Raw genomic sequence first — 23,273 nt, 5'->3', positions numbered from 1 at the left:
GAAGTATTGCGAACCTCTATTATGTTGTTTCAATTAACTAATTCAAGATCGGCACGTATTGAGAATTAGCGGGGCCCATGACTATTGTCATTAACCTCAGCGTAACAAGATTTTGGATAATCGTCTGAGGTCAACTTCGATTTTCGCGACAGGTCCGCTTATCTGCCGAGGTTCCAACGTGGTATTGGCTTTCAAACGTTGCGCCATTCCTGGATGAAGACAGACGTGTGTCCATCTTCCGAGACATTAGAAACGATGCCCTTCGCCGCAATCAAAAAAGCACCGGCCTCGGCCGGAGCTTTTTCTTCGCCAACAAATGCTCAAGAGGTCGTTTCGTTTAGTTGCCCAACGCTCTTTTGCTGAGGTTGCGATTCAGATGGGCTGAGATTTGGCACGACATCACTTGTCACACCCCATTTGATCAGATCTACTCCATCAGCTTGATCATCTTCGGATACACGAAGACCTGTCGTCGCCTTCAGGATTGGCGTCAGTACCAAGGCCGTTACAATTCCCAGTCCGAGCGAAACAACAATACCCAAAGCCTGCATTCCCAGCGAGACTTGGGCATTCTGGAAAGCATAGTCTCCTTCCAAGCCAACAAATCCGCCGTGAGGAGTGCCGGAATGCAGGACGCCAATCATCAGAAGACCATATGAACCACACCCGGCCATCAACGGGATCAGTTTATGCTCATCAATCTTCATCTTCAAAGTCGCTTCGTAAATGAAGTAGGCGACGAAGGGTGCTCCTGCACAAACAAGGAACATTTGCCATGGGACATAGATATCAAAACCGCTCGCGCCGGCGATATGTCCTGCAAACGGGCCAAGCAGCAAATAGGCGTACTTCCTGGTTTTGTAAGCAATCAGTGCACCCGAGAGCGAACCACCTGCCCAAGCCGCGCCAAAGTTGTTTAGTGCGATGCCGACGGACGTATCTGCCATCGTAATGCTTACTCCGAGAGCGCCAGGATCGAAGAAGAACATGCATGCGATAATGACCAAGGGCATGCCTGCAAAGACCATTACGACACAAGTTGTAGCAAGTCCTAGATTTGGTACAATATACGATGGAACCTTGGGATGCTCAGAGAAAATACCCGGACGATGACCCAGAGCCTTGGCAAATACAATCGCCATCCCGCCGGGGAACAAATAGACGAAACCGGCTCCGAAGTAGTCGTGATATCCGGCGTTTGTCAGCCAACCAACCGAACCCCAAGTCCACTGGCTCAGGATCGCGGATACGATTGTCGAAACCACACAGGTCACATAGAACGCTGATGCCTTCATTCGCTCGCCAACCGCTAGGTGCAGCAGAAGGTTTATGAGACCAGTAAAGGCTGCCAGGAAGAAGGCGAAGATCTGAAAGGTATTCAGTCCTGGGAATATGGCCGGATCAATGTGTTGAGCAAGCGAATTCATCATATCGCCGCCAATCCACCAGGCCTTGATGGCATCCCAGAATGCCACGTTGGCGGGATAGTCCGGTCCTTGAAACATGATGTAGTACTGGGAGACCCAGATGGCGAAGCCGATTACATAGTAGACGGTAAAGCTTATGAAAAAGCCGACCAGCTTTTCTATGGTCGCGTTGAAGTTGTTGCCGCGACGAATGCCTCCTGCATCACCCAGGATGAGTCCAGCGATAATCAAAAGCCCGCCAGCACAGCCCGATGCGTAGACAACGTTTTGTAGCAACTGTCCAGTACTGACCTGGTCAGCGAAGATTTGTGGCGCATTCTCTAGTGCCATTTTTGGTCTCCTTCCCCCAAGTTGTTCGTCTCTTGTTTCAATTGCGGAATGTCGCTCGTAGACGCAAACTTCCCGTGTCTTGTGCCGGGTAGATCCGGCACAAGTTTCTCATTTCAGTTGCTTGCCAACTGAGACCAATTAGGCCGCGGTCTGAATAGGTCCTCCGACCGCCGCCGATACGCGGTTACGCCGCTTCCTCTTTATCCTTTAGTGCCCGGATCACAGCTTCCGGTGTCATGGGCACGTCGACCCAAACACCGATTGCGTTATACACGGCCTGACAGATTGCCGGAGCGGCTGCGGCCGCAGGGCTTTCCCCCGCGCCGCGAGCGCCAAATGGTCCGACCGGATCTTCGCTCTCGACAAAAAACACTTCCGCGTCCGGTGGAAAGTCCCCTGTGCGCAGCAGCTTGTAATCGAGCAAACCGTCGTTCAACACCCTGCCGTCTGTGGGATCGAACTCAATGCCCTCATAGAGAGCAAAGCCCGCGCCGCAAATCGCGCCACCAATTACTTGGTTTTTCAGAACCTTTGGGTTCATGACTGTGCCGCTGTCCTGACCTGCAAGGTAGTCAGTTATCTGGATGATGCCGGTCTCGACATCCACTTCGACCTCGCAGAATTGCGCGGCCCACTGACGGGCAAAGGCGATTGTGGGTGGCATTGCCTTGTCGGGGCGACCAGTAATGACCGTAGTTTGGGCAAGGCTGTCCGAACATAGGACGTTCATCATCTCTTCGAGCGCAACGCGACGGTTGTCTTCCGGACGGTTCTTAAGGCAAATGAAAGCGTCATCAATGGTCAGTTCTTCAGGATCGATATTGTCAAAGAACTCACGCGACGCGATCTTCAGAACCTGCCGCTTGGCGTCTTTGGCCGCTTCACGGGTGGCCCAGCCGACGCGGAACATAGTTGTCGAAGCGGACGAGCCAGAGGCGAAGGGCACGGCTGAGGTATCGCCGGTTTCGATGTTGACCATTTCGATTGGCACACCGAATTCTTCTGCGGCGACTTGCGACAGGGTCGTTTCACTGCCTTGCCCCTGACGGCCGCAGGCGGAGAAAACGTTGATCGAACCATCCAGGTTCACCCGAACAACCGAGCTGACGTTGCCGCCGAACTCCACACCGCAACAATGTGCACCGGTACCGACGCCAACACCGCGACGTTTGCTGCCTTCTACGGACGAGGGCACACCCCAGCCCTTGAATCGCTCTTTCCAGCGGAACTTTTCAGCGCCCTGCACAAGCAGCGCCTCGGTGTCCCCAGCCGATAGGTGGAACATCTCGGGCCACTCGCCTTGCTGTTCGTCAGTCAGCCCGTCTACATACTCGGTTAGCGTACCCTTCATATGCTGACGAGGCTCCTGCATCCGCAGGGATTGACCAGCCTTAATTTGATTCTTGATGCGGAACTCGACCGGGTCGACATCAACTGAAATTGCCGCCTTGTCGGCTAGGCGTTCAACGGCAAGGCCCATCGTAATGTCGCCCACCGCACGCATGCAGCCCGACGTTACCAGGTTGGTGCTGGCACCGCGAACACCATAGTAGCCGTTCTTGGCTCCGCCCCAAAGGTCGCAGCAAAAGAAATAAACGTCTGTTTTGAAGCCGTAGGCACCGTTATCCATCAAGTGATTGAAGTTGGCTGCAGTCAGTGAGCCGTCCTTCTTCACCCCCATACGACCCTTGGTGATCTCGATATGGCGGCGTTTGACTGTTGCCATGCATTCTTCGCTGGTGAGTTCGATCTTCACCGGGCGTCGAATTTTCTGGGCAAGAAGCGCGGTTACCATCATGAAGTTGTTGGACCACCAAAGCCCGAAAGACGCGCCGGACGGTAAGGCTACAACCCGCACGTTTGCCATCGGAATACCAAACGCCTGATGAATACCTTGTTGCAGTTCGGACGGCGTTTGAGATGACGTCCACATCGTTACCTTGTCACCGTCCCAGTCGCAGATACAGGCGTTGCGCCCGATCCCCGCGTAGTTCTGGGCCTTGAACCGCATTTCGATTTCAACAACTTCATCTGCTTCGGCCAAGCCTTCATCAATATCGCCCCAAACTACGCGATACTCATCGCGCACGTTGCCCTCTTCACGAACTTGTGGGGCTTCGTCCTTTAGCGCTTCTTCAACGTCCAAAAGTGCGGGTAGTAGGTCATATTCGACCTCAATCAGCTCCAACGCTTGTTCGGCAATCTCTTCGGACGTGGCCGCGATTGCACCAATCTCGTCTCCTACGAACCGAGCTGTGCCGTCGAGAATCTTTCCGCGATAATTGTCCCAAACGCCGTCCCAGTTCAGGTCCGGCGCATCTACGTGCGAAACGACCCCTAGGACACCAGGAAGTTCGAGTGCCTTGGAGGCGTCGATTTTTTTAACTTTGGCGTGCGGTACAGTCGAACGAATGATCTTTCCGTGCACCATGCGTGGCATCTCAAAATCAACGCCGAATTCCAGCTCGCCAGTTACCTTGTCCTTGGCGTCTAGTACAGGAATGCCCTTGCCGGCGATTTTGAACTTCTTGGGTGTGTGTTGTTCGCCCATCATGTCCTCCGAATGTCGATACCCGTGCTTCCGGGTCGGCGCGAAGCTGCGCCATAATTGATATCTACGTCGATTTCTGTGCCTGAATCTTCTTAGCGGCATTCATCACTGCATTGACGATGTAGGGGTGCGCCCCACAGCGGCAGATGTTTCCGCTCATTGCTGTGGCGGCTTCTTCCTTGGTTGGGTTTGGGTGTTCTTCGAGGAAGTGTTTGGCAGCCAGAATGAAACCGGGCGTGCAGAACCCACACTGAAATCCCTGTTCTTCGATGAACGCTTCCTGAACAGGATCAAGCGCGTCGCGTGTCCCAATCCCTTCGATCGTAACGACCTCACGCCCAACAGCCTGACTTCCCAACATCAAGCAGGATGTGACGGGTTGGCCATCAACCAGCACCGTGCAAGAGCCGCATTCGCCTTCACCGCATGACACTTTAACACCAAATAGGCCTAAATCGTCGCGCAACACATCAGACAGTGCTTTGTGCGGATTGATTTCCACAGCATAGGACTGACCATTCACTTTCAACGTCTCAGTCATGACAAGCCTTTCAAGTTTTCGACACATTTCTGGACACCACGCGCTGTCAGAACGGCGGTCATGTCCGTGCGGTATTCTTTGCTTGCGCGGATGTCGCTGATGGCGCGGGCTGCACTTGCGGATTCGGCACCGGCCTTCTGCGCCAGCCCGTTGGCTGCTTGCTCAAGTGTGGCACCGCTCAGCACGCCTTCCGCACCACTGACACGCACCACGTTGGGGGCTACCGCACCCAGAGCAACGCCAGCACTTTCAATATTATCGCCATCGTCCAGTCGGAGACACACCGCTGAGCTAACTAAGGCAATATCGACTACGGTCCGTGCGACACGATTATAAGAGGCTGCAATACGTCCGCTGGCCTTAGGAATGAAGATTTCCTTGAGTAACTCACCATCGCCCAGATCGATCTGGTTTACACCTTTGTGGAATTGCTCCAGTGGCAGGCTGCGCTCTCCACTTGGACCTTGAATCACAGCCTGTGCACCAAGTGCTGTCAGTGGCGGCGACAGGTCAGCCGATGGTGAAGCGTGGCACATGTTGCCACCTACAGTCGCTATGGTGCGCGACTGTTTGGTGCACATCATGCGAGAGGTTTCCCCCAATGCAGCAGTAGCCGCATTAATGCCGCTGGCGCGGTCGAGATCATCCAATGTGGCCATGGCACCTATACGCAGGGCCCCATCTTCCTCGTCGATGTAACGCAGATCAGCGATGTGCGACAGGTCGATGCAAAAATCCAGATCAAGTTTTTTGCGCTTAAACAGCAGCATCATATCCGTGCCTCCGGCCCAGAACCGCGCGCGGTCCCCGTGTTCGGCCTTCATAGCAACGGCTTCCTCAATGCTGTCCGGGCGAAGATATTCGAAAGAGCGTGTCAACGCGGTTCTCCTACCAGTTATTGCGAACAACGGCACATTGCCGCCATTCTCAGATGCAAGTTCCTGCGCGCGGCGCCTAGACGGGGAGGGACACGTCACGCCGCGCGCTTAGTGCTTGTTCAGTTTGCGGCGTTCACCGCGTTACAAGCATTCGAGCAAGGCCCCAGACTCGGCCTTAGTTTCTCCCAAGTAGAGCTGCTGGAAGTATGCCGGCTCATTCTGGTGTACGGCTGTAAGTGCAGCATCCCAAAGCAAATTGGCGAAACGCAATTTCATAGCACCCCTCCCTGTCAGCTATTCTTGCAATACAGTAAGCTCCAAACAGTGCATTTTCATAATTTATTAAGAAAATGTTCTCATAAGGAATGCTAATGCATACTCCGTAGCGTTGATCCTAAAGAGGATTCTACGATTCTGAAGTGAGGTCACGGCCAAGAGGAAATCCAAGATAGAATTCAGCCATCTGCACAAGGTCGCCAGCCTTACGCACCGTGATCTGGTCTATTTGAGTTAGGAAGGTGGCAACGGGTGAGCGGCAGCCTTGAAGTGCTGATCTGTGTTGCGATCCAGGCAATCTATCAACCGGTTTGAGAGTTCGAGCCCGGCCGCGCTCATATTCGGAAGTTTGTAAAACAGACCTATGCGAATCGGTTTCAGAGGGGGAAAACCCTCATCCTCACTAAGTATTCGCATCTCATCGTCCAACGTCGCATTGGTCATGGCACTAACGCCCAACCCAGCTCCGACGGCGTATTGCAATCCAGATACATCCGGGCTGGTGTACACGAAGCGCCAATCGCGGTTAACAGAGCCAAGGGCGTCGGTCATGCGATTGCGATATTCGCATCCAGTAGGGTGGCCTACAATAGGAACTACAACGTCGGGGCTCAGTAGGAAGTCATTCTTGGCTACCCAGATCGGCTGATCCTCCCAGACCCGCACCAAGTATTGCTGGGTCTTTTCGCCTATTAAAGCAATAATCAGATCAAGCTCGCCTTTATGTAAGTCCTCAAACAGCGCCAAAGACAGTCCACAATTAACTTCCAGATCAACATCCGGGTGCTCATCCACATACGCGGCAACCGTGGCTTGCAACTTCGACACCGCAAAGTCAGTTGGAAGCCCGATCCTCAGCACCCCTTGTCGCTCTGGACTTTTGAACCGCGCCACCGCTTCGTCATTAAGATGCAGGATTTGGCGAGCGAATGCGGCCAAAGCACTGCCTGCCTCAGTCAACTCCAGTGACCTTCCTTTCTGTTCCAGAAGCTTGGTTTCAAGTAAATCCTGCAGCCTGTTCATTTGCAGGCTGATTGCGGGCTGAGTACGGCCAAGAGCATCACCGGCGCGCGTGTAACCGCCCAAGTCGATGACCGTCACGAAGGTCCTTAGCAAATCCGTTGGAAGGTTAATCGTCGACACAAAGCATTTCCGATCTTTATTTAATCATTATAACTATAAATTGTATTAATCCCTTTGCAAGCTCTAACGTCACCTCATTCCAGAAACCCAACGGAGAGTGAGGATGAACCGCAGCGACTTTCACACTGAATTTGGTAATGCGGGACCGGTCGTTCTGCCCGTTATCCATGTGCTCAACGAGGCCCAAGCGGAGAAAAATGTCCAGGTCGCAATCGATTGTGGTTGCCCCGGCGTATTTCTAATCAATCACGATTTCGAAAAGGAAAAGTTGGTCCCAATTATTAGGTCTGTCCGGGGCAAGTTCCCGGATTACTGGTTCGGCGTAAACTTCCTCGCAGTAACTGGAAAAATCGCGTTCCCGATCCTTGGCGACCTGCAGCGCGAAGGTGTCCGCGTAGACAGTTACTGGGCGGATGATGCATGCATCGACGAGCGCCGAGGAGAGAACGATCAGGTCGAAGCTTCTGAAATAGACCTCATTCGTCAGCAAAGCGGCTGGAACGGTCTCTACATTGGCGGAACCTGCTTCAAGAAACAGCGTGAAGTTGACCCTTCCCAATATGGATATAGTGCCCAATTGGCCTGTAACTACATGGATGTAGTGCTGACTTCAGGTGTCGCCACCGGTCACGCCGCCGACCTCGGAAAGATAGAAACGTTCCGAAAAAACTGTGGTGATACGGCGCTTGGAATTGCATCGGGTGTCACCCCTGAAAACGCGAATGACTACAGCGATGATGTCGACCTGTTAATGGTCGCCACCGGAATCAACCATGAGGGCGATTTCTACAACATCAATCCCGCTCGCCTTCAGCAACTTATGACAATCACCAAGAGATAGAGAGGTAACCTAACATGGCACTCGACAAAGGACCCCGTGAAGACCGCTGGTATTTCGGCATCATGGCCCCCAACACTAAAGGCGAAAAGTTTGCCTGGCTGGATCCAACTTCGATCTACATAAATGGTAAAGCATACCAAGATCTTCTCGACGATCTGTGCGCTGATCTGGACCCCGATGAGATCGATGTCGTTGCTGGCCTGGATGCTATGGGTTTTGTGCTCGCCGCGGGCATCGCAGCGCGGATCGGTAAGGGCTTTCTGCCCATCCGCAAAGCCGGAAAACTGTGCGTAGACACTGACAGTTCGTCGATGACCAACTACTCGGGCAAGACCCAAGACATGGAAATGCGCCTTCCTGCATTCCGACCCGGAACCCGCGTACTGCTCGTTGACCAATGGGTCGAAACCGGCGGCACAATGCACGGAGCCATCCAGCTCGTCGAACAACAACAAGGGGTTGTCGCCGGCATGGTCGCGGTTGTCATCGAAGAGAACGAAGCCACCGCGGAATACCGCGAAAAATATAAGTGCGTTACGGCCATTCAGCCCGGCACTAAGTGGCAGGAGGAGGCAAACAACCACTTCCTGGAGAGCTTCCGTTCCTACGATCCATCCATGGCATTTCCCACCTAACCGAAAACTACTACTCCCCGACGCGCACGAGGTAACGACCAATGAAACTTATCTGCGGTAACAGCAATACCGATCTGGCTCAATCAATTGCCGGATACTTGAAAACCCCGTTGGCCGAATGCCTCGTGCGCCGTTTTGCGGACGAAGAAGTCTGGGTCAAAATCGGAGAAAACGTGCGAGGAGACGATGTGTTTGTAATACAATCGACATCATATCCTGCTAACGACAATCTGATGGAGTTGCTCGTTCTGATCGATGCGTTGAAACGAGCATCTGCAAAACGAATTACCGCTGTTATTCCATACTTCGGATATGCTCGCCAGGATCGCAAACCTGCACCTCGCACGCCCATTTCGGCTAAATTGGTTGCAAACCTCATTACGTCGGCGGGTGCAGACCGTGTGCTTACAATGGATTTGCATGCAGACCAAATTCAAGGGTTCTTCGATATCCCAACAGACAACCTAATTGCTGTCCCTGCGATGGTACGCGACATCGAAAAAAACTATGACACTGGAAACACAATCGTCGTGTCACCTGACGTTGGAGGCGTGGTGCGCGCGCGCCAACTTGCCAAACGTATTAAGAGCCCATTAGCAATTGTTGACAAGCGTCGGGACAAGCCAGGCCAATCTGAAGTCATGAATGTCATTGGGGATGTATCTGGCAAATCGTGCATTCTGGTCGACGACATCATCGACTCTGGTGGCACATTGTGTAATGCCGCCACGGCTCTTTTGAAGAATGGCGCAAAAGATGTCTCTGCCTTTATCACCCACGGCGTTCTTTCAGGCAAAGCCGTTGAACGCATCAATGGGTCCGACCTGAAAGAGTTGGTCATTACCGACACGATTTCAGCAACCGATGCAGTTAAAGCGTCGGATCGCATTCGGGTCATCACAGTTTCCGATATGTTCGGCAAAGCCATCGTGCGTACGGCGAATTCGGAATCGGTCAGCGTTCTTTTCGAGTGATACAGCAGGGGAAGATCAGCCGGAGAGTTTCCAACACAGAATAAGGAGATAGATATGTCGCGTTTAGAGCAAAGGGCCTTTGTCAGTGGTTATGATTTTGTGCCGAAAGGTGCCGCCTCATTCCAAGTTCCCGAAGATGCACCCGCGCGCGACTATCTATTCCTGCTTTTACCAAATCTAACTTTGCTCGCTCTTAGTTCGGCCATCGAACCCTTGCGTGTGGCCAATCAGTTGACCGGCAAACAGTTGTATCGCTGGTACACTACGTCGATCCAGAACAATACCGTCAATTGCTCTAACGGGATCTCAATTACACCGGATATTGAGCTGCCGCAAAAAGTGGATGACAGATACACATTTGTCTGTGGTGGAACGGAACCAGGACTCAATTCCGATAGTCAAACCATAAACTGGATCCGCGGACAGCACCGCTTTGGGCGCAGCTTTGGAGCAATTTGTACTGGGACATATCAATTGGCCCAGGCGGGCATCTTGAACAACAAGCGTTTTACGTTGCACTGGGAGAACCAGTCGGCGTTCTGCGAAGCTTTCCCAACACTCGTACCCACTATGAATCTATATGAAAACCATTCTGGGCTTTTGACCTGCGGTGGCGGTTCAGCAGCTGCAGATATGATGTTGTCCATCATCGCCAAAGACCATGGGAATGAACTTGCGGCACTGGTAGCTGACATGTGCATCCATGGGCGCAAGAACAGCGATCATGTCCCCCAAAAATCTTCCATTGCTCATATGATCGGAAATCGCAACAAGGCCCTCATAACTGTATTGGAACTCATGAAGAACAATCTTGAAGAACCATTGGCGCTAAACGAAATGACTAAGGCTGCGGGTATTTCGCGTCGGCAGATCGAAAGATTGTTTCAAATTTACTTAGGCACCTCCCCAAAGCGCTTCTATTCAGATTTGCGCCTCGAAAGGGGGCATGTACTACTTGGCGAAACCAATTTGTCCATCATGGAAATCGCATCCGCGTGTGGGTTTTCCGTGGGCCATTTCAACAATCGCTTCAAAAAGCGATACGGGGTTAGTCCGCGCGACTACAGCGCGCAATGGCGCGTTAATCAATCGCGTGAACCTCTAACGAAATCTATGAATTAACGGAGGCTGTAGCGCTGCGATGAATGTCGGAAAAATGACACTTACAGCACTCGACGTCGGCGCACCTTTGCAGCCAATCCGGGCATTAGTTGACTCGCCCGAACAAGGCGCCCTTGCTGTGATTGTGAACGTAGAAGGACCCTCATACCGCCCGCTTGGAGCTATGATGGCAGTATTCAAAGACAAGCGGCGAGTAGGTAGCTTGTCGTCGGGCTGTGTCGAAGCCGATATAGCATTGCATGCGCTGGAAGCCCTTGCAAACGGACGGCCAAAAACTGTGCATTACGGCCGCGGCTCATCGTATCGCGACATCCAGTTGCCTTGCGGGGGAGGAATGAGCGTGTTGCTTATACCTGCACCAGACCTCTCTGTCCTTCGCGACATATGCGAGTGCCATGCGGCTCGAAAGGTTTTGACCCTGCACATACAAACCGATACCGGAGCACTTTCCCTAATTGGTGATACCGAAGCGGCGGTCAAAGAAGCAACATTCGTGCTTCAGATCAACCCAGAGCTCAGATTTTACGTTTTCGGAAAGGGACCAGAAGCAAGTACTTTTGCTTCGCTGGTTCAAACAATGGGTCACGCCAATCTTTTGCTTACCCCGGATACCGAAACGTTGGAAGCGGCCATGCGAGTGGGTTGCAATACGCAACACCTGACCAATCGAAGCTTTCCACCTGATCTTTCCGTCGATGCATACACAGCGATTATTCTCTTTTTTCACGACCACGATTGGGAACCGCCGATACTCGCCCACGCGCTTGAAACACCCGCCTTTTACATCGGCGCTCAAGGTAGCCGTCGCGCCAGAGATATCCGGATTGCTGAACTTAAGAAAATGGGTGTTCTCGAAGCGTCTCTGGACCGACTGGTCGGCCCAGTGGGTATTGTCCCATCGGCGCGCGATGCCGGCACTCTCGCAGTCTCGGTCTTGGCCGAAGTGCTAGGAGCTTTCAACACAAGACATTTGGGTTTGCCGCAAGCAGGCTGATCTTAAGGTTGATGAACTTGGGTCCGTTCAACGTGGACTGCTGCCTTTTTGCACCGACCAAAACTGTTTTTGGTAAGATCAATGGGCAAGGTACTGAATTCCGACATCTTGTTTCTCCTGAGAAAGAAACATCCGTGTATATCCACAAATTTCGATGCCGTCGGGTTGGGGAAAGCATCCACATCATCGCACTTGAAAGAAGCGCACACCGAAAAAGTGACCAAAAGCGCAGAAGCTTAATTATGTTAAATATACACCAACCCGAGCTGCCCAACCGTCAATCAGACCCCGCAACGTTTTCCTGCAAGGCGGTCAACAAAATTCTGGCCGCTATGATCTGACAAACAAACCCGGGCCGTATCAATCTGATCTAAGCTGAGACGCTCTCTGCTATTGGCAAAACCGAAACTGTGCCTTCGCTCATCCAGTTGATAGCAATTCCATTGAGTTGTTTTTCCGGCCACTCCTTTCGGATCAGGTCTGCATACGCTGCGAGTTGAGGCTGATAGGTAGCGAAACGCGCCTCTGGATTGGGGCAGGCACCGGACTTGTGGTCTACGATCAACAAACCGTTCGGGCCTTCGGCCAACAAGTCGATGATAGCATTGGTCTCGGAACCATCCTCAGCTACCCGCTGGAGAGGCAGTTCGAAATGCAATCGGTTATAGCCTTTATCATCGAGCCAAGCGGTGAGTGCTTTGGCATGAACCGTGATTTCTTCAAGGGTTTTCTCCGACAAACCGGTCGCGGCTTGCAGTTGATCGGCTTTGTCCGGAAATTGGACAAGTACTCGAAACGCCAGATGCCATGCCGTTCCGCGTGCAGCCGGATCAACCACTTTACTGTCTGTGACCGGTGCTCCAAGGTCGAGTGTGGTCAGCTCACTAACCACTACTTCGTCTACGCCCTCGAAAGTCGATGGACTTTGCCGCCATGCAGTCTTGTCAGACGGCCTTAAAGCGCGCCTTTCACCAAAAGCTGGCCGCGCTGTTTGTTCCGCAACTGATGGCGTTTCCGGGGCGTCTGTTTTCCCGTCAATAATCTGTGCTTGAAAGGTGCGGCCACAAAGGGAAATCCCGCCTTCCTTCACCGCAAGACCCCCGTGATCCCGCAGAATGTCTACCATCCGCTCAGGCAACACTCGAGCAGCTCTACGCTCTTTTGGCAAAGCCAAGATCAGTCTGTCTCGCGCGCGTGTCAGTGCCACATAGAGCTTGCGCGCGGCGTCTTTCATGTCTTCTGGATGGCGCGGTGCATCAAACAATTGCTGACTCTCTGGGGCTGCAAAGTCTGGCAAGAAGCCAAGGCCAGCGTTGTCGAGCACTCTTGAAAGGTCGTCGAAGCTTTCGAATTCAGCACGCAAGGTGCCCGGCCGCTCGGCGATCTTCTGGTCAAGACCAGCTACGATTGTGATCGGCCATTCTCGGCCCTTCGCAGAATGCCATGTGCAAATCTCAACACCATTGCCAGACCAAGCATCGGGGTCTGGGTGGCGATCCCAGTCTCTTTCCGTCTGCCCCGAAATCCAACCAAGGAAAATTTGCATGTTGCGGCCATGGAAGCCGGCTGCGGCGCGAAGCCCAGGCAACATCCGGTCAAACTCCTGCGCTTCACCATCCAGTCGGGCCAAATCCGCCAAGGCCTGTGTCGCGTCGGGCATGCCTGCAGCCCAGTCTCGTAAACCGACAGACTGCAACACAAAGACAACCGCGTCAGCGATCGGAAGCTGTTCGATTGCTTGGCTCAATCCTCTAAGGGTTTCCAATGACTGATGTGTGTCCAGGACCCCATCCACGGCGTTGCGAAGCGCATCCTCCAGCGCCACTCGAGGTGGCCCTAGCGTCAGCCAGGTGAGTGCCGCGTATTTGTCATTGGGGTCAGACGCGTAGGCCAGCGCCGCGCGCGCAGCACACATAGCAGGTGCGTTGAGCCAACCCGCCTGCTGAATGCGCACAGGGATACCAAGTGCCTCGAGTGCTGCGGCGACATTGCTGGCATGACCGTGCGTGTAACACAGCACAGCGATGTCTTCTGGACGAACGGAACGAAGCTCTTCTCGCACTTTGTCGAACACATTTGTTGCGTTGGCCAGAAGCTCGGCGACTCGGTTGGCGATGCAGGGAGCTGCATTTACAAAGTCGCTACGTGGCAAGTTCAGGGCTTCGAATACCGTCTCACCGGTTTCAGCCCTCACTGGCGAAAGAGCATCGTAGTTATCTGGGAAGAGTGTTGACCCAAGGGTGTTGACGAGTTCCATGATCCGCGGATCGGACCGCCAGTTGCGGTCAAGCGGTGCAATAACATCCGGATTGGCCGTTTGCAGTGCTGCTGACAGCCTGGCGTCTGCGCCCTGAAATCCCATGATCGACTGTTTGGTGTCTCCGACGATGAGTGCATGCTTGGAACTACAGGCAAGCCGCCATAGTAGGGCGAACTGAACCGGGTTGGTGTCCTGAAATTCGTCGATCACCACACAATCGATCTCGCCAAGAATCGATTGCAGGATTGCGGGATCCCTCCTAAGCAGGGCTTCAGTTTCAACGATCATGTCGGCATAGTCGATGAGACCCGCCACGCGCTTTGCAGCTTGATAGGCGGCGAGAACCTCCTGTGCACCGGACACAATTGCGGTGAGGTGGGCGCGAGCATCCTCTAACGGCCCCGGATGGCGTGGCAAGCAATCTGCAGCTGCGACTACGGCAGCTGCGCGTTCGTCGTAGCCCTCAGGGGTTTGAGAGCCCCGCTTCGACTGACGAAGATTTCTCAGCTTTTGCCATAGCTTCCAGTCGGTTTTGTCGCAAACTTCGCCCCTACCTGTCAGTTCGACTGCATTTCTGGTAGCGCGTGCTCTAAATGACAGGAGCAGACCGTGACGATCTCATTTAAGGGCGCGCATTTTCCGAAGGACGTGATATTGCACGCGGTTTTCTTCTACCTGCGCTACAGTTTGTCGTACCGGGATCTGGAAGAAATCATGGCGGAACGCGGCGTTGATCTGGATCACGCAACGCTGAACCGGTGGGTCAGTCGATATGCCGGCCTCATTGCTGAAACAGCGCGGTATAGAAAGCGTCCCGCAGACCGTTCGTGGCGCATGGATGAAACCTATGTGAAAGTGAAAGGCGAATGGGTTTACCTTTACCGAGCGATCGACAAACACGGGAAGACCTTAGATTTCATGTTGTCCGAGCGCCGGAACAAGGCCGCTGCGACGAGGTTCTTCGCCCGCGCTCTCGAGGTGAACGGATTGCCGCGCAAGATCGTTATCGACAAAAGTGGCGCCAACACAGCTGGCATTAAGGCGATCAACAAGATGCTGAAAGGCTTTGGTTGCCCGATCCCGATCGAGATGGTGAGGCGGAAATACCTCAATAACATCATTGAACAAGACCATCGATTCATCAAACGACGGATCAGACCGATGCTGGGATTCAAATCTTTCGCCTCAGCCGCATCTGTCCTGGCAGGCATAGAACTGGTCAACATGATCCGCAAAGACCAATTCACGCCCGGACTCCGTCCGTTTCAACAATTCGCCCAACTGGCAGAGTAAACCGCTCACCAATTTCACTGATGCTCTGCCATCTAAAAAGTTTGCGACAGAACCGATCTTGATCCATGGCATGGCCCGCGCTCAGGACGTTCGGCCCGCAAATCGGCGATGACCTTGCCCAATGCTACCGGGAGCCGCGCAGGTACCGTCGTCTTTGCGAAAACCGATGGTGTGGTCCCAACCCGCCCAAAAGGTCCGGTTCTGCGCGTTGTCCGGCGGCACGCCGGAGCGGTCCTGTGCAGACCCCGGTGCAGCGACTGCAAGAGCAGCGGCAATTGCCGCCAGCAACTTGTCGAGCAGCCTTCGGCGGAAGCCGGAAAGGTCGAACTCGAGGTCTCTCATCTGTCTTCCATTCCGGTTATCCATCGTTGTTCCACCCGACCGGTGTCAGGCGGCCATGCGTTCGGGTCTTCGCCCGCTGCGGCGACGAGCGCGGCGCTTGGGTTTTGGTTTGGCCTTTTCAGAGTTTCCGCCCCAAGGCGCACCGCCCGCGACCTCGATGCCAGTGCCAAGCACCTTCTCGATGGCTTTCAACTCGCTCATCTCGTCAGCCGCGCAGAATGCGACCGCGCGCCCCTTTTGTCCTGCTCGGGCGGTCCGCCCAATGCGGTGGACGTAGTTTTCGGGAACGTTCGGCAGATCGTAGTTGTAGACGTGGCCCACACCGGGAATGTCGATACCGCGTGCAGCGACATCGGTTGCGACGAGGACACGCACCGCCCCTGCCTTGAAGGCGGCGATAGCGCGATCGCGCTGGCCCTGGCTTTTGTTGCCGTGGATCGAAGTGGCCGCGAACCCGATCTTCTCGAGGTGCTTCATCAGACGTTCCGCACCGTGCTTGGTGCGTGAGAAGACCAGCGCCCGGTCGTCGCGGTGTCCGTCGAGAAGGTCTATGAGCAGATCCTGCTTCTTCTCTTTTGGAACGAAATGCACCGAGTGGGCCACCTTGTCGGCAACCTTACCGGGAGGTGAGACTTCGACGCGAACCGGATCAGTCAGATAATCGCGAGAAAGATCCGCCATCGCCTTCGGCATGGTGGCCGAGAACATCATTGTCTGGCGATCCTTGCCCAGTCTCGGTGCGATTTTCCGCAGGGCATGAACAAAACCGATATCGAGCATCTGGTCCGCCTCGTCGAGGACAAGAAAGCGCGTTTTGGTCAGGTCGACAGCCCGCCGGTCCATGAGATCGATCAGTCGACCCGGTGTCGCCACGAGGATGTCGGTGCCGCGCGAAAGCTTTTGCGCCTGTGCGTTGATCGACTTGCCTCCGACGACAAGCATGATGCGAAGGTCAGAGGTCAGGCCCTTGAGGCTCTGGACAATCTGGTTAGCAAGTTCCCGTGTAGGCGCAAGGATCAGCCCGCGTGCCGACTTAGGCGCGGCCTTCTCGGAACTTTTGGCGAGCGCTACAACCAGTGGAATGCCGAACGCAGCGGTCTTGCCGGTTCCTGTCTGGGCGATTCCGAGGATGTCGCGACCTTCGAGCGCCCGCGGAATGGCCTTAGCCTGGATCGGCGTGGGGTCGGTCAGTCCCCGGCTATCGAGCCGCGAGACCATGCGGGCGTTCAGCCCGAGTTCATTAAATGTCATGTCAGTCCTTGTCCGAACAGGCGTCCGGTATCACCGACGAGCGCCCTTGCGATCGTTCGGTCGGGGTGCACCCGGAGCAACCGCCCGCGGCACCGCATTGTGCCGAGAGCCGCCCTGGGCGACGTCCCCCCTACGTGATGTGGGAAAACGGTACGTCACGGCCGGGGGCGGGTTGATCCCGCCTGCTCACGCGGCAGAGCGATGACGTTCATGACACATGGTGCATGGCGTGCCTGGTGTCAATCGTTGTCGGACGATTGAAACCGGATGTGTCGGAAAGATATCCCGGCCGACCCTTCGCGAAACCGCCCGCTAAAGGTCATGCGACCCAGGCTATTGTTGTTCTTTTTCGAACCGCTGTTTCCGTTCATTCTGCTCTCAGTCGATCGTCCTAAACTGACCTTGCCGAGCTGCCGCATCCTGCGCGCAGAATTTCAGACCTGGCGACCACGGATATAGCCAACCCGCGCCCCACAAACGGCCCGTCATCTCCAGACGTGGTTTCGATGCTCCGGCCGCAGCCGAACACACGATCCATCATTTAACCAGAGCCGTCCCTTCTTTGGTTGTTTCATTGGCACTTTCAGCCCCTCCCGACGCCAAAGCCTCTCGACGCGCTTGTCATTCACCTGCCAGCCCGCATCTCTCAGCAAAGCCGCGATCCGGCGATAACCGTAGCGGCCATACTGGCGGGCCAATTCTATCATGTCCGCCACCAGGCGCTTCTCGTCAGCTCGACCTTTCGGCAGCTTTCGCTGTGTGGATCGGTGCTGTTTCAGGACGCGACACGCCCGGCGTTCTGAGACACGCAGTTTGTGGCGCACATGGTTGATGCAGGCACGGCGACGGGCGGGGCTCAGTAGTTTCCCTTGGCCGCCTCCGTCAGGATCAGTTTGTCCAGGGTAAGATCCGAGACGGCCTTTCGAAGACGCTCATTCTCTTTTTGAAGGCGCTTAAGTTCCTTCAATTGATCCGTACCCATTCCGCCGTACTTCTTCTTCCAGCGATAAAAGGTCTGTTCAACAACTCCAATCTGCCGGATCGCATCCAGACGGGACATGCCTTGCCCCATCAATATCTCAACCTGCCGCAACTTCGAGACAATCTCTTCCGGCTTCGGTCGCTTGTTCGCCATGTGGTTCCTCCATTTTCTTAACCATAACGGCGGACCACTTCAGAGGGGGAGGATCAGTGGATCTGTTGCAAACAATTAGCTGTTGACGCTCGTTGGTGCTGCGAGTGAATGGCTATCGGCATTTTCAACTCGAGAGTCGGCTCATGATCTCTTTCAAAGGCACGCAATATCCGAAGGATGTGATCCTATTCGCGGTCTTCTTCTACGTTCGATACGGCGTTTCATACCGTGACCTTGAGGAAATCATGGGTGAGCGAGGCGTCACGGTGGATCACACCACGCTGAACCGCTGGGTGACACGGTATTCTGGCGCAATTGCTGATGCAGCGCGTCGTCGCAAGGGACCATGCGACCGCTCCTGGAGAATGGATGAAACGTACATCAAAGTGAAAGGCACATGGCTTTATCTTTATCGTGCCGTAGACAAACACGGCAAAACACTTGATTTCATGCTGTCCGAGCGTCGAAACAAGCCGGCCGCCACAAGGTTTTTCGCCAGAACGCTGGAGGTCAACGGTCTGCCACGAAAGATCGTTATCGACAAAAGCGGTGCAAACACTGCTGGCATCAAGGCAATCAACAAGATGCTTGTGAGCTTTGGCTGCCCAATCCCGATCGAGATGGTCAGGCGTAAATATCTGAACAACATCGTCGAACAAGACCATCGTTTCATCAAAAGACGAACTCGCCCGATGCTCGGTTTCAAGAGCTTTGCCTCAGCCGCAGCAACACTTGCTGGCATCGAGGTGTCACACATGATCCGAAAGGGCCAATTCGCACCCGGACTCTGTCCGTTCAGACAATTCGCTGAACTGGCAGCCTAACTTCGTTGTGATCGCCAAGACAGATCGGTTAGCTCAAAACTTTGCAACAAAGCCATTGCGGGGCGTCAACATCTTCAGTGCCTCTCGCGGCAAGGCAACTCTAGCGTCCATGTCGCGCAGACTTTGCGCGGAACGCCGGTACCAGGGTTGGTACAGCGGTTGCCATCGGGCAGTGTCCTATCGGGTTGAAATAACTGTTCCGGGCAGGTTCAAGTCGTCCTCGTGCCAGTCCGCCAGAACCAGATCTTCTTCGGTGAAAGCGCGCGCGGCGAAGTCTGTTTCACCTTCTTCGCGCAGGATCTCGTGCAGGTCCGAGACGTCGCCCGCTTTCTTTGTGATAAGAACGGTGCGGTGTAGAAGGCCGTAGTGCCGGATCGACCGGAGTTCGCGGACAACCGGCGTGCTATCCCCATCCCGGCAATCCACGACGATGAGCGGGCACATACGAATGAGGTAGTAGGCGACGTTCTCCCAGTATTGCGTGCGTGATCGTATCGACCACACCCTTGGTGCAGTGGGGTCCCTGTAAAAGGCGGACATGGTCGGACTGAACCGCTCCATGATCTGGCGCTCGCTGTGATACACGGCGCTGTGGGATTGGCCAAAACGGTCCAATAGAGCGATGCCATTGCGTGGGGCCCAGCTGAGGCGCAGAATGCGAAAGACTTCGAACTGGAAGTATTGCGAGGCCGCAAAGAACACCCAGACAGGCGGCAGAATACCAGAGACCGTAATCAAGACCCTGGCAGAGATCACGGCGGTGGCTGCAATCCCACCTGCTATTGGATGCGGGGCGTCTACCCAGAGAAATGCGCCCAGGGCGATGATGGGCAGGTCGGCGATGATGGGTACGAACCAAAAGAAATCGCGGGGTGGGCCCATCATGCGCAGATGCAGCATGCGGAGCACGGCCAGAGGAAACTTTCTGCCATAGATGCGGGCCGAGGTCCGGATGCGGGAAAAGCCGCCCAGAACGGCAGCGCTGAAGATAAATGCTGCTGAAGCGATGGCAAAAGCAGGTCCCCACCATCCCAGAACTCTCGTTTCCGGGTTGTTGCTGGGCACATCTTGAAGAAGCCAGACTAGACCACGTGTACCTGCACGCTCAAGCGGCCCGAATGCGACCAGTAACAGGCCGATGACCAGGATTTGCCGCGCGAGAACGCTAAGGACAAGTTTGCTGACACCGGGATCTATCTTCTGGCCTTTGGGCAAGTGCGAAAAATGCTCGTTCAGAAAGTGACGAGTATGGTCCAACAAGATCCAGGCGACTGCGAAAACAAGCCCGCTTAAGAACCAGCGGACGGCGCGGCGGGCGAAGTCTGTCGATTCGGCCAGAAAGGACCAGTCGCCCGATTGGAACAAGGCAATGGCCAGCGCCGCCGAGAGAGACACGATGAGCCATCGCGTAATCCAGTTGAGCATATAGCGCATGTCCAACTCCTGCACTTAATCCGTCGGCTTGCACGTGCAGCTTCGCAGGTCATGCGGGTTGGATGTCAATGGCCTTGAGCCGGCAGCTCGGCTTGTGAGGTATTCACCGATGGTTGCTGCGCGAGCGCAATCGAAGAAACGCCCAACACTGAGTTCACGGCGCATGAACGAGACATACGTTCGTGTTTACGCTAAATGAATGTACCTCTATCGGGCCGTAGACAAAGCTGGAAATATCCTTGATTTCATGCTGTCTGAACGGAGGATACGCCCAAACAGCATGACGTTTCGCGACACCAGCGCCGTTCAACCAGCGACCTGACAAGCTTTTGCATCATCTGTTCAACTTGGATGTCATCCAAAAGTTAGCGACAAAATTTTATGTCAGACCGATTTCGAGGCGCGTCTTCAAGTCAATCCGACCTTGATCAACAAGTCGGAGACCCTTCCAGCCTTTATTCTTCGTTCAGCTTCGTGACATTGATTGCCAGTTTTAGGAGTATTTTCGAAAAAGCTTTGCGCTCATCAGCACTGAGCACCGCTAAAACTCTGTCTTGTCTTGTCTTGAGGTATTGCGCGGCCTTGTCTTGAAGGGCTCGTCCGGCGGGTGTGATCCTGAGCAGAGCCTGTCGTCCATCCTCAGCATCAGGTGAGCGCTCTATATATCCTTCCGCCACCATCCGATGAACAGCTCGGGATACGGTATTGCGCGGCCTGCGCGATATGTCTGCGATGTCTTGCGCCTTCATTTCATCGAAGTGCGCCAGACAGGCGAGAAGAACGAACTCAGCGCGAATGACTCCAAAATCGCGCTTGATGGCATCATAGGCTGGTCCAGCGATTGAACCGGCCAAATAAGTGATCCGGTAAGCTTCAGGAAAGCCAATCGTTTCAAAAAGCGAGGTAAAATCCTCGGCTGCCTTGCCCTGCTTTACTTGCGTCACGCGTGCTTTCCCTTTCCCGGCATCTCCGGGCTTGCCAGAATCGTTAGCTCATTGCAAGTTGTTCCAAGTGGAACTAATCTTGCATGTGTGAAACCTGACACCGAAGGAGACGGCGATATGTCTGGAGCGCGCAGTCGGCTGACCATTCCTGACCTCGCGGCCAAGAAAGCTGCAGGTGAACGCCTGGTTATGGTGGCCGTTGGTGAGGTGCTGACTGCCACTTGGGCGGAGCGCGCCGGTGTGGACATTGTAGGAGTTGGCGACAGTCTGGGTATGACACTTCACGGGCATGAAAATACTCTCGCGATAACGGTCGACCAGATGATCATGCATACGCAAGCAGTACGACGGGGTGCGCCGAACACTATGAGTATAGTGTCGATGCCCTACGGGTCTTATGCGACGCCAGACGTTGCCGTGAAAAACGCTGTTCGGATGATGAAGGAAAGCGGGGCCGATGCACTCAAGGTGCAAGTGGGTCGTGAAGGAGCGCATATCATAAGCGCTGTCGCGGATGCGGGCGTCCCGGTGATGAGCCACGTAGGACTTTTGCCGCACAAAGTGCATTTGTTTGGCGGTTTCAAAATACAGGGGCGGACGGCAGAGGCCGCGATGGAGATCCTAGAAGACGCACGCGCCATTGAAGCGGCAGGAGCCATTGGTCTCGAGATTGAGGCAATGCCTTATGAAGTCGGGAAAGCCGTAGACGAAGCGGTGTCAATCTTCACTTTTTCGATCGGATCAGGATCGGCTGGCACCTGCCAGTTATTGAATGGCTACGATCTGATTGGTGCCTTTGACACATTCAAACCAAAATTCGCAAAACGGTATGCAAACCTGGCTGAGATCGCCACTGCGGCCTTCGCTGAATACGCCGAGGACGTTCGGTCCGGAAACTTTCCCGACGCCGATCACAGCTACCAAATGAAACCCGAAGAAATCGAGCGCTTCGCAGCGTTGTGCGCCACAGGAGGATGACATGGACGGAAACGAACCCATCACCCGGAACGGTCAGCGTATCCCAAACGGGATGCTTCAGGATAACTATCCCCGCAACATGTGGTGGGTTGCTGCACACAGTCGTGAGGTGACCAGCAAACCGCTAGCCCGGTGGATATTAGAAACGCCAGTAGTTCTCTACAGGCTTGAAGACGGTACACCCGCCGCTCTGTATGACCGTTGCCCCCACCGGTGGGCCCCTTTGTCAGAAGGTCACGTCGATGGTGACAAAATTGTCTGCCCTTACCACGGCATGGAATTCAATTCGGGGGGTCTTTGCACTAAAGCACCGACCCAGCACATGAAGCCCAAACGGGCCGAGATTCCCTCGTTTGCTGTGCGCGAAGCAGGTGCTTTCATATGGATATGGATGGGCGATCAGGACAGCATCGACTGCGATCCGCCCGAGGTGGACTATCAAGTCGATCCGAATTGGTCGTTCCTTGACGGTTACTATGAAGTCGCGGCCAACTGGGTGCTGATACGCGAGAACGTGATGGATCTGACGCACATAGCGTTCCTGCACAAGAACACGTTCAAGCAGAATGACTGGGTCACCCCACCGGATCACTACATGGAAGGCGACACTGTCTGCTACGAACAGGGCTTTGACCTCGCGCCGCTCTCGCCGCTTTTCTGTGCGGGTATGGGCTTGCCCGAGGACAAGCCGATCAAGCGCACGCAAAAGGGGCGGATGCCTTCGTTGGCCATCTCTTTTTCGGACTGGGTCGTACATGATCCAACGCCAGAACCCGATGCACGCGCTGATTTTCTGATGCGGGGCTGCCATATTGTGACCCCTTCAGTCAGAGGCAAAACGCACTACTTTTGGGGCGCGGCCTTTGACGTGCCAACAATAACTGATGATGTGGCCGAAAAGACCAAGGCCAGCATCGTTGCCGCTTTCGACGAGGATAAACATCTACTGGAAGTCATGCAAAAGCAGATCAGCGTGGATCCGCGCGGACTCGATTTTCTTGAAGTCACATTAGGCGCTGACGGCGCTGGTATCTTTGTCCGCCAGATTTTGAACAAGAGACTCAAGGCCGAAGGTCGACCTCTCTGACACGTCGTATGTT

The 23,273-nt window shown here is 54.4% G+C and carries 19 protein-coding genes and 2 pseudogenes; 10 read left to right on the top strand and 11 right to left on the bottom strand.

Annotated features, from left to right (window positions below; genetic code table 11):
* Nucleotides 1–320: 320 nt before the first annotated feature.
* From ACR0K1_RS20000 to ACR0K1_RS19980, 5 genes are all read right to left on the bottom strand, one after another.
* Nucleotides 321–1,757 (bottom strand): ammonium transporter, encoded by a 1,437-nt coding sequence (locus ACR0K1_RS20000; RefSeq protein ID WP_480851693.1) that lies wholly within the window; start codon nt 1,755–1,757, stop codon nt 321–323.
* Nucleotides 1,758–1,941: 184 nt separating this feature from the next.
* Entirely contained in the window at nt 1,942–4,308 is a 2,367-nt protein-coding gene (locus tag ACR0K1_RS19995; RefSeq protein ID WP_480457460.1) for a xanthine dehydrogenase family protein molybdopterin-binding subunit, read from the bottom strand.
* 64 nt (nt 4,309–4,372) lie between these two features.
* Nucleotides 4,373–4,849: a (2Fe-2S)-binding protein gene (locus tag ACR0K1_RS19990; RefSeq protein WP_480851690.1), complete on the bottom strand. Its 477-nt coding sequence runs from the start codon at nt 4,847–4,849 to the stop codon at nt 4,373–4,375.
* Nucleotides 4,846–5,727, bottom strand: coding sequence for an FAD binding domain-containing protein (locus tag ACR0K1_RS19985; RefSeq protein WP_480851688.1), 882 nt, complete (start codon nt 5,725–5,727; stop codon nt 4,846–4,848). The genes ACR0K1_RS19990 and ACR0K1_RS19985 overlap by 4 nt, the downstream gene beginning before the upstream one ends.
* Before the next feature lie 510 nt (nt 5,728–6,237).
* Complete coding sequence (locus ACR0K1_RS19980; protein ID WP_480851686.1) at nt 6,238–7,146, bottom strand: LysR substrate-binding domain-containing protein; 909 nt, start codon at nt 7,144–7,146, stop codon at nt 6,238–6,240.
* A gap of 103 nt (nt 7,147–7,249) precedes the next feature.
* Between ACR0K1_RS19980 and ACR0K1_RS19975 the strand changes: the two genes are divergently transcribed.
* From ACR0K1_RS19975 to ACR0K1_RS19955, 5 genes are read left to right on the top strand one after another with little or no spacing between them, the layout of a single operon-like run.
* Entirely contained in the window at nt 7,250–7,987 is a 738-nt protein-coding gene (locus tag ACR0K1_RS19975; protein ID WP_480851685.1) for a BtpA/SgcQ family protein, read from the top strand.
* Nucleotides 7,988–8,001: 14 nt separating this feature from the next.
* Complete coding sequence (locus tag ACR0K1_RS19970; RefSeq protein WP_170753550.1) at nt 8,002–8,622, top strand: phosphoribosyltransferase family protein; 621 nt, start codon at nt 8,002–8,004, stop codon at nt 8,620–8,622.
* Nucleotides 8,623–8,663: 41 nt separating this feature from the next.
* Complete coding sequence (locus tag ACR0K1_RS19965) at nt 8,664–9,596, top strand: ribose-phosphate pyrophosphokinase (protein WP_170753548.1); 933 nt, start codon at nt 8,664–8,666, stop codon at nt 9,594–9,596.
* Between the two features lie 54 nt (nt 9,597–9,650).
* Complete coding sequence (locus ACR0K1_RS19960) at nt 9,651–10,718, top strand: GlxA family transcriptional regulator (protein WP_480851684.1); 1,068 nt, start codon at nt 9,651–9,653, stop codon at nt 10,716–10,718.
* 34 nt (nt 10,719–10,752) lie between these two features.
* A complete protein-coding gene (locus tag ACR0K1_RS19955; RefSeq protein WP_480851682.1) occupies nt 10,753–11,712 on the top strand; it encodes an XdhC family protein in 960 nt (319 codons plus the stop codon).
* 370 nt (nt 11,713–12,082) lie between these two features.
* Here the strand turns inward: ACR0K1_RS19955 and ACR0K1_RS19950 are convergent, their stop codons facing one another.
* A complete protein-coding gene (locus ACR0K1_RS19950) occupies nt 12,083–14,335 on the bottom strand; it encodes a UvrD-helicase domain-containing protein (RefSeq protein WP_480851680.1) in 2,253 nt (750 codons plus the stop codon).
* Between the two features lie 246 nt (nt 14,336–14,581).
* Between ACR0K1_RS19950 and ACR0K1_RS19945 the strand changes: the two genes are divergently transcribed.
* Nucleotides 14,582–15,265 (top strand): IS6 family transposase, encoded by a 684-nt coding sequence (locus tag ACR0K1_RS19945; protein ID WP_480851678.1) that lies wholly within the window; start codon nt 14,582–14,584, stop codon nt 15,263–15,265.
* Between the two features lie 81 nt (nt 15,266–15,346).
* Here the strand turns inward: ACR0K1_RS19945 and ACR0K1_RS19940 are convergent, their stop codons facing one another.
* From ACR0K1_RS19940 to ACR0K1_RS19930, 3 genes and pseudogenes are all read right to left on the bottom strand, one after another.
* Nucleotides 15,347–15,607 carry a hypothetical protein gene (locus ACR0K1_RS19940; protein WP_480851677.1) on the bottom strand — a complete coding sequence of 87 codons (261 nt, stop codon included), beginning with the start codon at nt 15,605–15,607 and terminating at the stop codon, nt 15,347–15,349.
* Between the two features lie 45 nt (nt 15,608–15,652).
* Nucleotides 15,653–16,858: a DEAD/DEAH box helicase gene (locus tag ACR0K1_RS19935; RefSeq protein WP_480851676.1), complete on the bottom strand. Its 1,206-nt coding sequence runs from the start codon at nt 16,856–16,858 to the stop codon at nt 15,653–15,655.
* Nucleotides 16,859–17,349: 491 nt separating this feature from the next.
* Nucleotides 17,350–17,993: pseudogene (locus ACR0K1_RS19930) on the bottom strand (IS3 family transposase); the annotation flags it as partial.
* A gap of 143 nt (nt 17,994–18,136) precedes the next feature.
* Between ACR0K1_RS19930 and ACR0K1_RS19925 the strand changes: the two are divergent.
* Nucleotides 18,137–18,817, top strand: a complete 681-nt coding sequence (locus ACR0K1_RS19925) for an IS6 family transposase (protein WP_480851674.1) — start codon at nt 18,137–18,139, stop codon at nt 18,815–18,817.
* 177 nt (nt 18,818–18,994) lie between these two features.
* Here ACR0K1_RS19925 and ACR0K1_RS19920 read toward each other — a convergent pair whose 3' ends face one another.
* Nucleotides 18,995–20,251, bottom strand: coding sequence for a hypothetical protein (locus ACR0K1_RS19920; RefSeq protein ID WP_480616903.1), 1,257 nt, complete (start codon nt 20,249–20,251; stop codon nt 18,995–18,997).
* Between the two features lie 106 nt (nt 20,252–20,357).
* Between ACR0K1_RS19920 and ACR0K1_RS19915 the strand changes: the two are divergent.
* Nucleotides 20,358–20,516: pseudogene (locus ACR0K1_RS19915) on the top strand (DDE-type integrase/transposase/recombinase); the annotation flags it as partial.
* A 190-nt stretch (nt 20,517–20,706) separates the two neighbouring features.
* Here the strand turns inward: ACR0K1_RS19915 and ACR0K1_RS19910 are convergent.
* Nucleotides 20,707–21,195, bottom strand: coding sequence for a MarR family winged helix-turn-helix transcriptional regulator (locus ACR0K1_RS19910; protein ID WP_480851673.1), 489 nt, complete (start codon nt 21,193–21,195; stop codon nt 20,707–20,709).
* Nucleotides 21,196–21,312: 117 nt separating this feature from the next.
* Between ACR0K1_RS19910 and panB the strand changes: the two genes are divergently transcribed.
* Nucleotides 21,313–22,173, top strand: a complete 861-nt coding sequence (panB, locus tag ACR0K1_RS19905) for a 3-methyl-2-oxobutanoate hydroxymethyltransferase (protein ID WP_480616907.1) — start codon at nt 21,313–21,315, stop codon at nt 22,171–22,173.
* Between the two features lies 1 nt (nt 22,174).
* Entirely contained in the window at nt 22,175–23,260 is a 1,086-nt protein-coding gene (locus ACR0K1_RS19900) for a Rieske 2Fe-2S domain-containing protein (RefSeq protein WP_480851671.1), read from the top strand.
* Nucleotides 23,261–23,273 lie beyond the last annotated feature (13 nt).

It is taken from the genome of Ruegeria sp. F5 (assembly GCF_056533845.1).
Note: the sequence above shows the minus strand (reverse complement) of the source record. Positions and strands in the feature narration are given on the sequence as shown.

Bases quoted from the DNA above. Each gene is read 5' to 3' on its own strand.
- ACR0K1_RS19990 (WP_480851690.1), bottom strand. From the start codon at position 4,849: ATGACTGAGACGTTGAAAGTGAATGGTCAGTCCTATGCTGTGGAAATC.
- ACR0K1_RS19965 (WP_170753548.1), top strand. From the start codon at position 8,664: ATGAAACTTATCTGCGGTAACAGCAATACCGATCTGGCTCAATCAATT.
- ACR0K1_RS19935 (WP_480851676.1), bottom strand. From the start codon at position 16,858: ATGACATTTAATGAACTCGGGCTGAACGCCCGCATGGTCTCGCGGCTC.
- ACR0K1_RS19960 (WP_480851684.1), top strand. From the start codon at position 9,651: ATGTCGCGTTTAGAGCAAAGGGCCTTTGTCAGTGGTTATGATTTTGTG.
- ACR0K1_RS19970 (WP_170753550.1), top strand. From the start codon at position 8,002: ATGGCACTCGACAAAGGACCCCGTGAAGACCGCTGGTATTTCGGCATC.
- ACR0K1_RS19920 (WP_480616903.1), bottom strand. From the start codon at position 20,251: ATGCGCTATATGCTCAACTGGATTACGCGATGGCTCATCGTGTCTCTC.
- ACR0K1_RS19975 (WP_480851685.1), top strand. From the start codon at position 7,250: ATGAACCGCAGCGACTTTCACACTGAATTTGGTAATGCGGGACCGGTC.
- panB (WP_480616907.1), top strand. From the start codon at position 21,313: ATGTCTGGAGCGCGCAGTCGGCTGACCATTCCTGACCTCGCGGCCAAG.
- ACR0K1_RS19900 (WP_480851671.1), top strand. From the start codon at position 22,175: ATGGACGGAAACGAACCCATCACCCGGAACGGTCAGCGTATCCCAAAC.
- ACR0K1_RS19925 (WP_480851674.1), top strand. From the start codon at position 18,137: ATGATCTCTTTCAAAGGCACGCAATATCCGAAGGATGTGATCCTATTC.
- ACR0K1_RS20000 (WP_480851693.1), bottom strand. From the start codon at position 1,757: ATGGCACTAGAGAATGCGCCACAAATCTTCGCTGACCAGGTCAGTACT.
- ACR0K1_RS19955 (WP_480851682.1), top strand. From the start codon at position 10,753: ATGACACTTACAGCACTCGACGTCGGCGCACCTTTGCAGCCAATCCGG.
- ACR0K1_RS19940 (WP_480851677.1), bottom strand. From the start codon at position 15,607: ATGAGAGACCTCGAGTTCGACCTTTCCGGCTTCCGCCGAAGGCTGCTC.
- ACR0K1_RS19995 (WP_480457460.1), bottom strand. From the start codon at position 4,308: ATGGGCGAACAACACACACCCAAGAAGTTCAAAATCGCCGGCAAGGGC.